We start from the raw sequence: 13,578 nt of genomic DNA on the forward strand, positions 1-13,578 counted from the left end.
GTTTGTTATAAAAATTCGCTATATCAATAGATTGTAAATTTAACTGAGGTGTATCCATGGCGAAGATTGAGATGTATACCAAAGCAACATGCCCGTTCTGTCATCGTGCTAAAGCACTGCTGAACGCCAAAGGTGCTGCTTTCCATGAAATCGCAATAGATAATGACCTGGTCAAACGTGAAGAGATGATTGCTCGTAGCGGGCGGACGACGGTGCCTCAGATATTTATTGATGGGCAGCATATCGGTGGCTGTGATGATTTACATGCCCTGGATGCGCGCGGTGGGCTAGATCCACTGCTTTAACTCGTCAGTGGGCCCCATGACATCAATGGTGGGAAAAGTCCACGACGGAAGAGCTGTTTAATAAGGACGTCTAACTAAGGGTATTTATACACATGTCAGAACAAAACAACACCGAGATGGCTTTTCAGATCCAACGTATCTACACCAAAGACATCTCCTTCGAAGCACCTAATGCTCCGCAGGTTTTCCAGCAGGATTGGCAGCCAGAAGTTAAACTTGATCTAGATACGGCTTCCAGCCAACTGGCAGAAGATGTATATGAAGTGGTACTGCGTGTGACTGTAACAGCTTCTTTGGGTGAAGAAACGGCCTTCCTATGTGAAGTTCAGCAGGGTGGCATCTTCTCCGTTGCAGGCATCGAAGGCACTCAACTGGCGCATTGTTTAGGGGCATATTGTCCGAATATTTTGTTCCCGTATGCTCGCGAATGTATCACCAGCTTGGTCTCCCGCGGTACTTTCCCACAGCTGAATTTGGCACCTGTTAACTTTGATGCTCTGTTCATGAATTATCTGCAACAGCAGGCTGAAGGTGAAGTTGAAGGTGTTGAACAACGTCAGGATGCCTGATGAACACCAACCATGCTTCAATGGCTGTTATCGGTGCCGGATCTTACGGCACCGCATTAGCTATCACACTGGCGCGTAATGGCCATCAAGTCGTGTTATGGGGCCATGACCCTAAACATATTCAACAGTTGCAACAAGACCGCTGTAACCATGCTTTCCTGCCTGATGCTTCTTTCCCAGATACATTGCGATTGGAAACTGACTTAGCATGTGCGTTAGCTGCCAGCCGCGATGTGTTGGTCGTCGTGCCTAGCCATGTCTTTGGTGCTGTTTTACATCAGTTGAAGCCTCTTCTGCGTAAAGATGCACGTATCGTCTGGGCAACCAAAGGGTTGGAAGCTGAAACCGGCCGTCTGCTACAGGATGTGGCCCGCGAAGTCTTGGGCGAGGCCATTCCGCTTGCCGTGATTTCTGGTCCAACGTTTGCCAAAGAATTGGCCGCGGGCTTGCCTACGGCGATTGCGTTGGCATCGATCGATATGCAATTTAGCGAAGATCTGCAACAGTTATTGCACTGTGGAAAAAGCTTCCGAGTTTACAGTAATCCTGATTTTATCGGGGTACAGCTTGGTGGCGCAGTGAAGAACGTGATTGCTATCGGTGCCGGTATGTCTGATGGCATTGGTTTTGGTGCGAATGCCCGTACTGCTCTAATAACCCGCGGGTTAGCGGAGATGACGCGCTTAGGTACTGCGTTAGGTGCTGATCCTTCCACTTTTATGGGCATGGCAGGATTAGGCGATTTGGTGCTAACCTGCACAGATAACCAATCCCGTAACCGCCGATTTGGCATTATGCTGGGTCAGGGGTTGGGGGTGCAGGAGGCGCAGGACAACATTGGTCAGGTGGTTGAAGGTTACCGTAATACCAAGGAAGTTCTGGCATTAGCACAGCGTCATGGCGTCGAAATGCCAATAACTGAACAAATTTATCAGGTGTTGTATTGTCATAAAAATGCTCGTGAGGCGGCTCTGACGTTGTTGGGGCGGACCAAAAAAGATGAAAAAATCGGCATTTGATAGATTAGAAGAGTAGGTTAGCTGGCTGAAATAAAATAATTGCTACGTGCCCAACGTCATTGGAGTTGCAGCAAGGCAGCAAACGAGCCGAACCCGATGAACTGATCTAAGTCAGTGATTCGGGTGAGCGGGAGCCGCTAACGTTAATTATAACCAAATCAAGAGTAACTATAATTAATCGTAACAGTGCTACAGCTTGAAGGAATAAGGGCATAGACACTTCGGTCGTTCCCCGGAGTGACTTGTTTATGGGCAGGGGTACATGATGTCGTCAGAAGAGTTAGAACAGGTCTGGAGCAACATTAAATCAGAAGCAAGGGCACTGGCTGAATGTGAACCGATGCTGGCTAGCTTTTTTCATGCAACATTATTGAAGCATGAAAATTTGGGCAGTGCGCTGAGTTATATTCTCGCTAATAAGTTAGCTAATCCTATCATGCCAGCGATAGCCATCCGCGAAGTGGTTGAAGATGCTTATCGTTCGGATGCACATATGATTGTTTCCGCTGCCCGCGATATTCTGGCCGTACGGTTACGCGACCCGGCCGTTGATAAATACTCCACACCGCTACTGTATCTCAAAGGTTTTCACGCTTTGCAGGCTTATCGTATCGGCCATTGGTTGTGGGCACAGGATCGTAAAGCGCTGGCGATTTATCTGCAAAATCAAGTCTCTGTCGCGTTTGGTGTGGATATCCACCCTGCGGCAACCATTGGTTGTGGCATCATGCTGGACCACGCTACCGGTATCGTTATCGGTGAAACGGCTGTGGTTGAGAATGACGTGTCTATTCTGCAATCTGTCACGCTTGGGGGGACGGGCAAAACCAGTGGCGACCGCCATCCAAAGATCCGTGAAGGTGTCATGATTGGCGCAGGAGCGAAAATTCTCGGCAATATTGAGGTGGGCCGTGGCGCGAAGATTGGTGCCGGTTCAGTTGTACTACAATCGGTACCTGCTCACACGACGGCGGCGGGTGTGCCTGCCCGTATTGTCGGTAAACCAGAGAGTGATAAACCCTCTTTGGATATGGATCAGCATTTTAATGGCATCATTCAGGGCTTTGAATACGGCGATGGTATTTAACCGTATATCCTTCCTGTTTTGCTGTAACGCCAATTGCACTGGAGATGCCCCTAATATGGGGCTGATTAGCAACTCCAGCTACGGCTGACACTTTCTCTCTGCGTAAGAAAAATCACTCTTTCAGTAATGCACCTGGATAGCCCAATTGACGCCAGGCCTCATACACTACGACTGAAACGGCATTTGACAGATTCATGCTCCGGCTATCGGCTTGCATGGGGATTCTAATTTTCTGCTGAGCGGGTAACGCGTCCAGAATATAAGCCGGTAAGCCGCGGGTTTCTGGGCCAAATAACAGGTAATCATTCGCCTGATAATTCACTGCACTATGAGCAGGAGTCCCCTTAGTCGTCAGCGCAAATAAGCGGGCCGGTTGTGTGCCATCGAGTTTTTCACTGTCCAGGAAGGCTTGATAATCATGATGATGTTTGATGTCGGCAAACTCATGGTAATCGAGGCCCGCACGGCGTAAGCGTTTATCGTCCCAAGTGAAACCCAAAGGTTTAATCAGATGAAGCTGACAGCCGGTATTCGCACATAACCGGATAATATTGCCGGTATTTGGCGGAATTTCGGGTTCAAATAAAACAATGTTAAGCATATGTCCCCCAATAATGAGGGGCGCAGGATACCAGAAACACCCGTTCAGTGCAGCGGTTGCCCATAACGGTGGTGTAAAACAAAAATTTAAAAGCAAGAAGCGGAGTGTATGAACAGTTGCATCTTTTATATGCTGGTTGCCACAGCCAATAGTAATGGGGTATTTATCATGACATCAGTGGGGTATTCATGAATAACGTAAAAGACCCTCGCTGGGCCGCGATTATCAACCGGGATAAAACCGCCGATGGCCAGTTTGTGTACGCGGTAAAAACGACGGGTATATATTGCCGCCCCTCTTGCCCATCCCGTCGAGCCAAAGCAGAACACATTGAATTTTTTATCAATAATACGGCAGCAGAGCAAGTGGGTTATCGGCCTTGTAAGCGTTGTCAGCCAACTCAATTATCGCGGGCGCAACAACATGTAGAAAAAATCAGTCAGGCATGTCGATTGATTGAACAGGCCGAAACACCCCCTAAGCTGAATGAATTAGCAACACAACTGGGCCTCAGTGCTTTTCATTTTCACCGGCTGTTTAAAGCTATCACTGGTCTGACTCCCAAAGGATATGCCAGCGCGACCCGCAGTGAGCGTATTCGAGCACAACTGCCTCATGGCGGCCGTGGCTCGGTCACTGACGCTATCTTTGAGGCCGGTTATAACTCAAGTAGCCGATTCTATGCGCAATCACGGCAATTGCTGGGTATGACACCAACCCGTTACCGCAAAGGGGGTTGTGATGTCAGGCTGCATTTTGCCGTTGGGGAGAGTTCTCTGGGCGCGATTTTAGTGGCGAAAAGTGAGTTGGGCGTCTGTGCTATTTTGCTGGGTGATGATCCAGCGCGGTTAGTGCAGCAGTTACAGGATAAATTTCCACAGGCAAATTTAGTCGGCGGTGATACCGAGTTTGAGCAATGGGTGGCGCAGGTTGTGGGGTTCGTTGAGGCACCCAAACTTGGATTGGACCTACCGTTGGATATCCGTGGCACTGCATTCCAGCAGCGGGTATGGCAGGCTTTGCGGGAGATACCGATAGGTGAAACCGCCAGTTATGCAGATATCGCGAGCAGAATCGGTTCACCTACTGCGGTACGTGCTGTCGCAGGCGCTTGTGCTGCCAACATATTGGCAGTTGCTATCCCCTGTCATCGAGTCATTCGTCAGGATGGGGCGTTATCGGGTTACCGTTGGGGCGTAGAGCGCAAGAGGCTTTTGCTGGAAAGAGAGGAAAAAGAGGCGGATGACCATTGATTATCGTTTATCTACCCGATCCACATTGATCAGGCAGATAAACGAGATCGGGCAGATAGATGACAGATTAAGATTTAAGCGGATGCAGTGGTAGCCAAACTGTCAGACGTAAGCCACCTAATGGGCTATCTTCGGCCTTTACCCACCCTCGATGCTGACTCACCGCGGTTTCAACAATTGCCAGGCCCAATCCAGTTCCTCCCGACGCCCGATCTCGGGCTTCATCAGTACGATAAAATGGCCGGAATATCTGCTCACGGTCTTCTGGGCTAACGCCTGGACCATCATCATCAACAATGATAGTGACGCCCTGATTATCTGAGCTGAATGCCACCTCAATGTGATGATGGGAGTAACGCAGTGCATTACGCACGATATTTTCCAGCGCACTGTCAAGGGCCGCAGGATTGCAAAATAAGGTCCATGGCCCCGGTGGTGCCGTTACTGCCAGCGTTTTACCCATCTGGTCAGCTTCGAACTGTGCATTCTCCAGCACATCGGACCAAAGCTCATCGGCCTTAATGGGTTCGCGGTGTAATTCATTTTTATGCTGGCTACGTGATAACACCAGCAGGTCATTAATCATGCTATCTAAGCGCTGTGCTTCCATTTCGATACGCTCTAACTCTTTCCCTTCACCATGACGGCGGCGCATTAACGCGGTGGCCAGTTGCAGCCGGGTCAGTGGTGTGCGCAACTCATGGGAAATATCTGAAATCAGCCGTTGCTGTGCGACGACCATTCTGTCTAACGCACTGATCATCTGGTTGAAACTGGCACCTGTGGCTAAAAATTCCTGTGGACCGGATTCCAGTTCAGGATGCTGTTTCAGGTTGCCTCGGGCCACATCATCAGCCGCATTTTTCAGCTTGCGGGCGGGTTTCGCCAGACTCCATGCCAACCAAAGCAGCAGCGGTGCACTGATCAACATGGTCGCAATCAAGAGCAGCAGCGGGCGGTCAAACATCAGATTAATAAAATCAGATTGAGGGCTATTGGCGGGGCGTATTAGATAAAGCTGATAGTTATCTTCACCGTCCCTGATGGAAAAGGGGCCGACCATTTCTACCCGGCCATATTTTTTCTTTTTCGGCTGATCGGCGTTATCCGACTGACCGATAAAATTACGCACAATTTGCATTTCTTGGCGCTGCGCGCCAATGACACGGCCTTCTGAGGTTACCAAAACCAAATGTTGCCCAGGCGGCGCCCATTTTTCAATGGCGCGGTATAGCCTACGCCACCACATGAGGTCATTGGCAGGATCGCTGGCCAGTTCAGCTTCAATATGTTGCTCCAGCATCGTTCCTTGACGCTGTTCGCTGTCGAGTAAAATAGTCAGTTGACGCGAATCAAGCTTTGGCACCATGAGTACCAGCATGAGTACCAACGCTAAGGTAAACCAGAAAATGGCAAAAATTCGCGTCGTTAAACTGTTTATCATGTTTCTGATACCATCAAGTAGCCGCGGCCACGCAATGTTTTAAACCACGGTAGCCCATCTTTGCGGTCCGGTAACTTACGGCGTAAGTTCGAGATGTGCATATCAATAGCGCGGTCAAAGGGGGTCAATCGTTTCCCCAGAACCTCTTGGCTAAGGTGCTCCCGCGACACCACTTGACCAAGGTGTTGAGCCAACAGATAGAGTAGGGTGAACTCAGTACCGGTTAGTTCCAGTGGTTGGCCTTCAAAGCTGGCTTCCTGACGACCCGGATTCAATTGCAGGTAATCAACTTCCAGTGTAGGTGCGCCTTGCTCGGCATTTTGTTGCTGTTCACTCCAATTGGAGCGGCGTAAAATAGCGCGGATACGAGCAACCAGCTCACGGTCATTAAACGGTTTTGCCAGATAATCATCGGCCCCCAATTCCAAGCCAAGCACCCGATCCAACTCACTACCACGGGCAGTCAGCATAATCACCGGGGTCTGATGGTGTTGGCGTAATTCTTTCAAGGTTTCGATACCGTTTTTACGCGGCATCATAATATCAAGCAATAACAAATCGATAGAGCTATCCAGCTGGCTTAATGCTTGTTCGCCATCATAGGCAACCACAACATTGAAACCCTCCATTTCCAGTAATTCTTTCAACAGAGACGTCAGTTCACGGTCATCATCAACTAATAGGATTTTATGCATGGTTATTTCTCCTCTCTGACGCAAAATACGTTATCAACTGCCGGTATTCCATGACTTTACTCAGCTTTACATGCCCTGACCCCAGTTTTACATCCACTGACGCTTGTTTGCAGGTAGGCCGATAGAATGCCTCCCATTGAATCACATAGCATATTGAACTCTGGGAGTTAACGATGCGTAAAGTTATAACATTAGTTATGGCGTCAATGTTCGTTCTTGGTTCTTCAGCCGCCTTTGCTGCCGACAATACTAAGGCCACTGAGGATTACCACGGTGACGGTAAGATGATGAACAAGAAAGGCGACCGCGGTCACCATAACATGTTTGATGGCATCAACCTCACTGAACAGCAGCGTCAGCAAATGCGTGATTTGATGCGTCAGTCTCACCAAAGTCAGCCGCGCCTTGATCTTGAAGATCGCGAGGCAATGCACAAATTGATTACTGCCGATAAATTCGACGAAGCTGCTGTAAGAGCTCAGGCTGAGAAAATGTCTCAGAACCAGATTGAGCGCCATGTCGAAATGGCCAAAGTTCGTAACCAAATGTATAACTTGCTCACACCAGAGCAAAAGGAAGCATTGAACAAAAAGCATCAGGAACGTATTGAGAAATTGCAGCAAACACCAGCAGCACAACCTTCTTCTGCCCAGAAGTAAGTAGTACTAGTAACACCCTGTTTTCCTTGCCATAGACACCATCCCTGTCTTTCGCCCTCCATGATGGAGGGCTTTTTTTATCAGTAAATTAGAAAATTCTTTTAAATCCTTCCCCCCTTGTAGCCGCCAGAAGCGGCTACAAGGGGGGAAGGATTATCAGCGTAGTCAACGTGTAGTCAAATTGCTACTCCTCCCCCCAACAGATTTAACGTTATTGCATGTTGCAGATAATCAGGTACCAAGTGAGCATAAGCCATGGCCTGTTGTATGCTGGCATGACCTAAAATTTGCTGCAATGCAATGCAATGCAATGCAATGCAATGCAATGATGTGATGTGGTGTTTCTTTCTGCGGCTCCAGTCCTTAGTTATCGCCATAAACTGAATTATTGTGTCTCTGGAGCTACAAATGACGACTCTCTATCGTTTGAAAATATCGCTCATTGTACAATTCTGTTAGACAACTGGGTGAAAAACTAAACTAGCATGACTTAACGGAGCGCTAGTGTCTTTCTTAGAGAGACTTAAATAGCTAAAGTGAATCAATAAAAATCTCACAATTTATATATCAATACGCCCTCTTAAATTACATTTTTTTGCTTACAAACATGCCATATAGCATTGCTCTATAGCTGGGCGTTGTGTATAATTTAATCATAATTAATATAGAGGAGGCTCAACATGTCACAGGGCACCATTTTTACAAACAATCGTACTCAAAATGTACGTTTACCGGTGGATATGCGCTTTCCGGAGAATGTTAAATCAGTGACTGTCAGAGCTGTAGGGAATGAGCGTATTTTGTCACCCGTTGAAAACTCTTGGGATAGTTTTTTCTTCAGTAGTCCGCGTGTTTCAGACGATTTTCTGACAGAACGTGCAGAACAGCATCAATCAGAGCGTGAGTTATTTTAATGCATAAGTACATGCTCGATACGAATATCGTTATATATGTCATTAAATGCCGGCCTATAGAAGTGTTAGGCCGGTTTAACGCTAATACTGGCAGAATGGTTATTTCTTCCATCACACTTGCTGAGTTGTTGCATGGTGTAGAGAAAAGTACGGCACCTGAACGCAATTTGAATGTTGTAGAGGACTTTATTTCACGCCTTACTGTACTGAATTATGACGATAAAGCTGCAATTCACTATGGTTCTATACGTGCAAGTCTGGAGCAAAAAGGGACACCCATTGGTGTTAATGATTTACATATCGCAGGTCATGCCAGAAGCACTGGATTAATATTAGTGACGAATAACCGCAAAGAATTTGATCGTGTGCCTGGACTCATTGTCGACAACTGGTTAGGAGAATAATTCGAATTAGAACAAAATTGTAGTAGCTCTTACTTCTGAGTTTTGACACTCACATTTAGGCACTTTGGTGCCGTAAAAGTTGGAGTATTCATTTTATTATCCCTGGCGCGGACGCTTTACTCCCCTACCTATCCTCACCGTTTCAGATCGAGTCATCGGGGTTTGTCAGCAGTCTCGCCCATCCATGATGGAGGACTTTTTTTATTCCATTTCCGTTATACTGATAGCCCTTAAATATAATTTGGGATGAGTTATGGATCCACAATACGCGCGTTGGGTTAAAGCCGCCGCGCTCAGTGCTACCGTATTAGCATCAATCTTACTGATCATTAAAATTTTTGCCTGGTGGCATACAGGATCGGTGAGTTTGTTGGCTGCGTTAGTTGACTCTTTGGTGGATCTGGCTGCCTCTCTGACAAACTTATTTGTTGTACGTTACTCTCTGCAACCTGCTGATGAAGAACATACTTTTGGTCATGGTAAGGCGGAGTCATTGGCGGCGCTGGCCCAAAGTATGTTTATTTCCGGCTCCGCTTTATTTCTTTTCCTGACCGGTTTTCGGCATTTGGCCTCACCGGAGCCATTGCAAGATCCTGGTATAGGTATCGGGGTAACGTTAGTCGCATTGTTCAGTACACTGATATTAGTCACATTTCAGCGTTGGGTAGTACGAAAAACACATAGTCAGGCGATTCGTGCCGATATGTTGCACTATCAATCTGACGTCTTGATGAATGGTGCTATTCTTATTGCGTTGGCATTGAGTTGGTATGGTTTTCGTCGGGCGGATGCACTGTTTGCGTTGGGTATCGGTGTTTATATTCTTTATAGCGCGTTACGTATGGGCTATGAAGCGGTGCAGTCCTTGCTGGACCGTGCGCTGCCTGATGATGAGCGGCGGCAGATTATCGATATTGTGACGTCATGGCCGGGTGTGATCGGGGCGCATGACTTACGTACCCGCCGGTCAGGGCCAACACGTTTTATTCAGCTACACCTAGAGATGGACGATATGATGCCGTTGATGGAAGCGCATGTGTTAGCTGAACAAGTTGAACGCGCTTTACTGTACCGTTTCCCAGGGGCAGATGTGCTTATTCATCAAGACCCATGTTCTGTTGTACCTAAAGAGCGTCATGCACACTGGGAGTTATAATTGCTTCATCAATAGCCGATATATTGTGGTGACGTTTATGGTAGGGCAGTGAAAAAATACCGCCAAATGGCATGACTTGAATCAATTCAGCTTGGCGTTTTTGCTATAATATCCGATATTAATCCCATAAAGCTGATTTTCTGTACGGTCTCTCCGTGCAAAGATAATCGGTAGATAAAGAATTCTACAAAATCGCATTTACAAGTTCAGAGGTAGTCATGGTTAAGAAAATTGGTGTCCTAACAAGTGGTGGTGATGCACCCGGTATGAATGCTGCTATTCGTGGGGTTGTTCGTGCCGCTTTGTCAGCAGGGTTAGAAGTTTTCGGTATTGAAGATGGCTATCTTGGCTTATATGAAAATCGCATGAAGAAGCTGGATCGCTATAGCGTGTCAGATATGATTAACCGTGGAGGTACTTTCCTCGGATCTGCTCGTTTCCCAGAATTCCGTGATCCAGAAGTGCGTAAAGTTGCCCTCAAGAATATGCATGAGCGTGGTATTGATGGCTTGGTTGTTATCGGTGGTGACGGTTCTTATGCTGGTGCAGACCTGCTGACGAAAGAAGGGGGTATTCACTGTGTTGGTTTACCGGGCACTATCGATAACGATGTGGCGGGTACTGACTACACCATCGGCTTTTTCACTGCACTGGAAACGGTGGTTGAAGCTATTGACCGCTTACGTGATACCTCTTCTTCCCACCAACGTATCTCTATCGTGGAAGTGATGGGCCGCTATTGCGGTGATTTAACGTTGGCAGCCGCGATTGCCGGTGGTTGTGAGTTTATCGCGATCCCTGAAGTTGAATTTAAACGTGATGATCTGGTTGCTGAGATCAAAGCAGGCATCGCGAAAGGTAAAAAGCACGCGATTGTTGCTATTACTGAAAAGCTGGATGATATCGATTCATTGGCTAAGTACATTGAGAAAGAGACGGGCCGTGAAACTCGTGGCACCGTGTTAGGCCATATCCAACGTGGTGGTGCTCCGGTGGCTTATGACCGTATTCTTGCTTCCCGTATGGGGGCCTATGCTGTCGATCTGCTGTTACAGGACCACGATTACAAAAAAGGTGGTTTCTGCGTCGGTGTACAGAATGAGAAGATGGTGCATGAATTAATCTCTGTGTGTATCGCACCAGAGAATAAGAAAAGTAAATTTAAAGAAGATTGGTACGATACGGCGAAGAAACTGTTCTAAAACGGCAACTCGACCGTTCATCAAGCCCTCGAAATTGAACTGATCCCAAAAAGTTGGGCAGTTTACATTGCGAGGGCTTTTTACTTTTAGTCCTCATATATTTCGTATTGATATAATCAAAAATTTTTTATTCTTTAATAGGATGGAAAGTTTCTGGCACGCTCTGTATCAAGCCAACCAATTAGGTTGATTACAATAATTTTTGAGGGGTGGGTCGATGCGTAAATGGGGTGTAGGTCTGTCATTACTATTGCTGGCATCAGGTGCCATGGCAAAAGATATTCAATTATTGAATGTGTCTTATGATCCGACGCGAGAATTTTATCAGGAATATAACCAGGCATTCAGTAAGTATTGGCAACAGCAAACCGGGGACAAGGTGACAGTACGTCAATCCCATGGCGGCTCTGGCAAGCAGGCGACCTCGGTGATTAATGGTATTGAAGCTGATGTTGTGACATTAGCACTGGCTTATGATATCGATGCTATTGCTGAGCGAGGTCGAATTGATAAAAACTGGATTAAGCGCCTGCCAGATAACTCGGCACCTTATACTTCAACGATCGTTTTTCTGGTGCGTAAAGGTAATCCGAAGCAGATCCATGACTGGTCTGATTTAGTAAAACCAGGCACGTCTGTTATCACCCCCAATCCTAAAACCTCCGGTGGTGCGCGTTGGAACTATTTGGCGGCCTGGGGGTACGCACTAGAGCATAATAATAACGATCAGGCCAAGGCGCGGGAGTTCGTGAATGCTCTGTATAAGAATGTGGAAGTATTGGACTCCGGCGCTCGCGGTGCGACCAATACCTTTGTTGAACGTGGAATTGGTGATGTGTTGATTGCCTGGGAAAACGAAGCGTTGTTGGCAGTGAATGAAGTGGGTAATGGTCAATTTGATATTGTGACGCCAAGTGTGTCTATTTTGGCGGAACCGACGGTATCTGTGGTTGATAAAGTGGTCGATAAACGCAGTACCCGTGATGTTGCCGATGCTTATCTAAAGTACCTGTATTCACCGGAAGGCCAGACTATTGCAGCTAAAAATTACTATCGTCCACGTGACCCTGCAGTTGCTGCTAAATTTGCCAATGAATTCCCGCAACTGAAACTGTTTACTATTGATGAGATTTTTGGTGGTTGGACTCAAGCTCAGAAGATACATTTCGCCACCGGCGGGGTGTTTGATGAGATAAGTAAACGCTAAATTAGCGTTCTGACCGTTGCCGCTAATTCTGTGCCCATGCCTGCGAACATCATCCCGGTTGCCTGAGGTTGGATTGGTCAAGCAAGTGGTTGCAGCAAATACTGGGATTACCGGAATTATCTAGGGTATATAGAAAAACCGGCGCTTTTATTTACGCCGGTTTTTGTGTTGTACCCAGAATTAGCTTAAAGCGTGGATTACGCTTTTTTAGCTTTAGCGGCTGCTTTCACGATAACTGCGAAAGCGTCTGCTTTCAGTGATGCACCGCCAACCAGTGCGCCATCAATATCTGGCTGAGTGAACAATTCTGCTGCGTTTTTATCGTTAACAGAACCGCCGTACTGAATGATCACTTGTGCTGCAACCGTGGCGTCTTGCTTGGCGATATGGTCACGGATAAATTTGTGAACGGCCTGAGCCTGCGCTGGAGTTGCTGATTTACCGGTACCGATAGCCCAGATTGGCTCATAAGCGATAACCGCACCTTCGAACGCTTTAACGCCTAGGGTATTCAGCACTGCGTCCAGTTGTTTGGCGCATACTGCTTCAGTTTGACCCGCTTCATTTTCTGCTTCGGACTCACCGATACACAATACTGGGATCAAACCGATCTCTTTCAGTACGCCAAATTTCTTCGCGATAAATTCATCACTTTCGTTGTGATAAGTACGGCGCTCAGAGTGACCGATAATAATGTATTGCGCACCGATATCTTTCAGCATTTCAGCAGATGTTTCACCGGTAAATGCGCCAGAGAGGTTCACATCGACGTTTTGAGCACCCAGAGCAATACGGCTACCAGCAAGCTCATGTTTTGCCTGATTTAGATAGATTGCCGGTGGGGCAATGGCAACGCCACAGCCATCAACGGTGCTCAATTCTTTACGCAGGCCAGCGATAAGCTCGTTAACCATATGAGTACTACCGTTCAGCTTCCAGTTACCCATAACTAATGGATGTCGCATGTTTCTTCCTCCAACTAGGGAACGCGAGGGTCAATAATAATGACTGCCTGACAGGCAGTTTACCTGTCCAACAGTATAGAGATGATTAGTCGTCATGG

15 protein-coding genes and 1 pseudogene are annotated in these 13,578 nt (G+C 47.2%); 11 read left to right on the plus strand and 5 right to left on the minus strand.

Translation table 11 applies throughout. From position 1 onward, the window contains the following. Positions 1-56 precede the first annotated feature (56 nt). The 4 genes from grxC to cysE all read left to right on the plus strand — a co-directional run bounded on the left by grxC (position 57) and on the right by cysE (position 2,980). Positions 57-305 carry a glutaredoxin 3 gene (gene grxC / locus AC971_RS14165; protein ID WP_025382044.1) on the plus strand — a complete coding sequence of 83 codons (249 nt, stop codon included), beginning with the start codon at positions 57-59 and terminating at the stop codon, positions 303-305. A gap of 92 nt (positions 306-397) precedes the next feature. After that, on the plus strand, positions 398-874 hold the full coding sequence (gene secB / locus AC971_RS14170; RefSeq protein ID WP_002208976.1) for a protein-export chaperone SecB: 477 nt from the start codon (positions 398-400) through the stop codon (positions 872-874). Continuing rightward, entirely contained in the window at positions 874-1,893 is a 1,020-nt protein-coding gene (gene gpsA, locus AC971_RS14175; protein WP_025382045.1) for an NAD(P)H-dependent glycerol-3-phosphate dehydrogenase, read from the plus strand. Before secB ends, gpsA begins: the two co-directional genes overlap by 1 nt. A gap of 265 nt (positions 1,894-2,158) precedes the next feature. Next, entirely contained in the window at positions 2,159-2,980 is an 822-nt protein-coding gene (gene cysE / locus AC971_RS14180) for a serine O-acetyltransferase (RefSeq protein ID WP_025382046.1), read from the plus strand. A gap of 112 nt (positions 2,981-3,092) precedes the next feature. Here cysE and trmL read toward each other — a convergent pair whose 3' ends face one another. Beyond that, positions 3,093-3,581, minus strand: a complete 489-nt coding sequence (gene trmL / locus AC971_RS14185) for a tRNA (uridine(34)/cytosine(34)/5-carboxymethylaminomethyluridine(34)-2'-O)-methyltransferase TrmL (protein WP_025382047.1) — start codon at positions 3,579-3,581, stop codon at positions 3,093-3,095. A gap of 188 nt (positions 3,582-3,769) precedes the next feature. Here trmL and ada point away from each other — a divergent pair, with 188 nt between their 5' ends. Continuing rightward, positions 3,770-4,834, plus strand: a complete 1,065-nt coding sequence (ada, locus tag AC971_RS14190) for a bifunctional DNA-binding transcriptional regulator/O6-methylguanine-DNA methyltransferase Ada (protein ID WP_025382048.1) — start codon at positions 3,770-3,772, stop codon at positions 4,832-4,834. A gap of 67 nt (positions 4,835-4,901) precedes the next feature. Here the strand turns inward: ada and cpxA are convergent, their stop codons facing one another. Further along, on the minus strand, positions 4,902-6,278 hold the full coding sequence (gene cpxA / locus AC971_RS14195) for an envelope stress sensor histidine kinase CpxA (RefSeq protein ID WP_025382049.1): 1,377 nt from the start codon (positions 6,276-6,278) through the stop codon (positions 4,902-4,904). After that, the gene (gene cpxR / locus AC971_RS14200; protein ID WP_025382050.1) at positions 6,275-6,973 is read right to left on the minus strand and encodes an envelope stress response regulator transcription factor CpxR; all 699 of its coding nucleotides are present in this window, start codon (positions 6,971-6,973) and stop codon (positions 6,275-6,277) included. Before cpxR ends, cpxA begins: the two co-directional genes overlap by 4 nt. 173 nt (positions 6,974-7,146) lie before the next feature. Here cpxR and cpxP point away from each other — a divergent pair, with 173 nt between their 5' ends. Further along, on the plus strand, positions 7,147-7,632 hold the full coding sequence (gene cpxP / locus AC971_RS14205; RefSeq protein ID WP_025382051.1) for a cell-envelope stress modulator CpxP: 486 nt from the start codon (positions 7,147-7,149) through the stop codon (positions 7,630-7,632). Between the two features lie 176 nt (positions 7,633-7,808). Here cpxP and AC971_RS23915 read toward each other — a convergent pair. Next, positions 7,809-7,934 (minus strand): annotated as a pseudogene (locus AC971_RS23915) (site-specific integrase); the annotation flags it as partial. A 378-nt stretch (positions 7,935-8,312) separates the two neighbouring features. On the opposite strand from AC971_RS23915, the gene vapB reads away from it, so the two are divergent. The 5 genes from vapB (at position 8,313) to AC971_RS14230 (ending at position 12,515) form a co-directional block, all read left to right on the plus strand. Further along, the gene (gene vapB, locus AC971_RS14210) at positions 8,313-8,546 is read left to right on the plus strand and encodes a type II toxin-antitoxin system VapB family antitoxin (RefSeq protein ID WP_005170066.1); all 234 of its coding nucleotides are present in this window, start codon (positions 8,313-8,315) and stop codon (positions 8,544-8,546) included. After that, positions 8,546-8,950, plus strand: coding sequence for a type II toxin-antitoxin system tRNA(fMet)-specific endonuclease VapC (gene vapC, locus AC971_RS14215; protein ID WP_025382052.1), 405 nt, complete (start codon positions 8,546-8,548; stop codon positions 8,948-8,950). The genes vapB and vapC overlap by 1 nt, the downstream gene beginning before the upstream one ends. A 253-nt stretch (positions 8,951-9,203) precedes the next feature. Continuing rightward, positions 9,204-10,106, plus strand: a complete 903-nt coding sequence (gene fieF / locus AC971_RS14220; protein WP_025382053.1) for a CDF family cation-efflux transporter FieF — start codon at positions 9,204-9,206, stop codon at positions 10,104-10,106. A gap of 218 nt (positions 10,107-10,324) precedes the next feature. Further along, positions 10,325-11,308 (plus strand): 6-phosphofructokinase, encoded by a 984-nt coding sequence (gene pfkA, locus AC971_RS14225; protein ID WP_025382054.1) that lies wholly within the window; start codon positions 10,325-10,327, stop codon positions 11,306-11,308. 217 nt (positions 11,309-11,525) lie between these two features. Continuing rightward, a complete protein-coding gene (locus tag AC971_RS14230; RefSeq protein ID WP_025382055.1) occupies positions 11,526-12,515 on the plus strand; it encodes a sulfate ABC transporter substrate-binding protein in 990 nt (329 codons plus the stop codon). Between the two features lie 197 nt (positions 12,516-12,712). On the opposite strand, the gene tpiA is transcribed toward AC971_RS14230, so the two are convergent. Beyond that, positions 12,713-13,480 carry a triose-phosphate isomerase gene (gene tpiA / locus AC971_RS14235; protein WP_025382056.1) on the minus strand — a complete coding sequence of 256 codons (768 nt, stop codon included), beginning with the start codon at positions 13,478-13,480 and terminating at the stop codon, positions 12,713-12,715. Between the last annotated feature and the right edge of the window lie 98 nt (positions 13,481-13,578).

The sequence above is a fragment of the Yersinia similis genome, assembly GCF_001053095.1.
In the GTDB taxonomy this organism is placed as follows: domain Bacteria; phylum Pseudomonadota; class Gammaproteobacteria; order Enterobacterales; family Enterobacteriaceae; genus Yersinia; species Yersinia similis.

Excerpts from the sequence above, each read along its gene's own strand:
- vapC (WP_025382052.1), top strand. The coding sequence starts at position 8,546 with ATGCATAAGTACATGCTCGATACGAATATCGTTATATATGTCATTAAA.
- grxC (WP_025382044.1), top strand. The coding sequence starts at position 57 with ATGGCGAAGATTGAGATGTATACCAAAGCAACATGCCCGTTCTGTCAT.
- secB (WP_002208976.1), top strand. The coding sequence starts at position 398 with ATGTCAGAACAAAACAACACCGAGATGGCTTTTCAGATCCAACGTATC.
- gpsA (WP_025382045.1), top strand. The coding sequence starts at position 874 with ATGAACACCAACCATGCTTCAATGGCTGTTATCGGTGCCGGATCTTAC.
- vapB (WP_005170066.1), top strand. The coding sequence starts at position 8,313 with ATGTCACAGGGCACCATTTTTACAAACAATCGTACTCAAAATGTACGT.
- fieF (WP_025382053.1), top strand. The coding sequence starts at position 9,204 with ATGGATCCACAATACGCGCGTTGGGTTAAAGCCGCCGCGCTCAGTGCT.
- pfkA (WP_025382054.1), top strand. The coding sequence starts at position 10,325 with ATGGTTAAGAAAATTGGTGTCCTAACAAGTGGTGGTGATGCACCCGGT.
- trmL (WP_025382047.1), bottom strand. The coding sequence starts at position 3,581 with ATGCTTAACATTGTTTTATTTGAACCCGAAATTCCGCCAAATACCGGC.
- AC971_RS14230 (WP_025382055.1), top strand. The coding sequence starts at position 11,526 with ATGCGTAAATGGGGTGTAGGTCTGTCATTACTATTGCTGGCATCAGGT.
- tpiA (WP_025382056.1), bottom strand. The coding sequence starts at position 13,480 with ATGCGACATCCATTAGTTATGGGTAACTGGAAGCTGAACGGTAGTACT.
- cpxA (WP_025382049.1), bottom strand. The coding sequence starts at position 6,278 with ATGATAAACAGTTTAACGACGCGAATTTTTGCCATTTTCTGGTTTACC.
- cpxP (WP_025382051.1), top strand. The coding sequence starts at position 7,147 with ATGCGTAAAGTTATAACATTAGTTATGGCGTCAATGTTCGTTCTTGGT.
- ada (WP_025382048.1), top strand. The coding sequence starts at position 3,770 with ATGAATAACGTAAAAGACCCTCGCTGGGCCGCGATTATCAACCGGGAT.
- cpxR (WP_025382050.1), bottom strand. The coding sequence starts at position 6,973 with ATGCATAAAATCCTATTAGTTGATGATGACCGTGAACTGACGTCTCTG.
- cysE (WP_025382046.1), top strand. The coding sequence starts at position 2,159 with ATGTCGTCAGAAGAGTTAGAACAGGTCTGGAGCAACATTAAATCAGAA.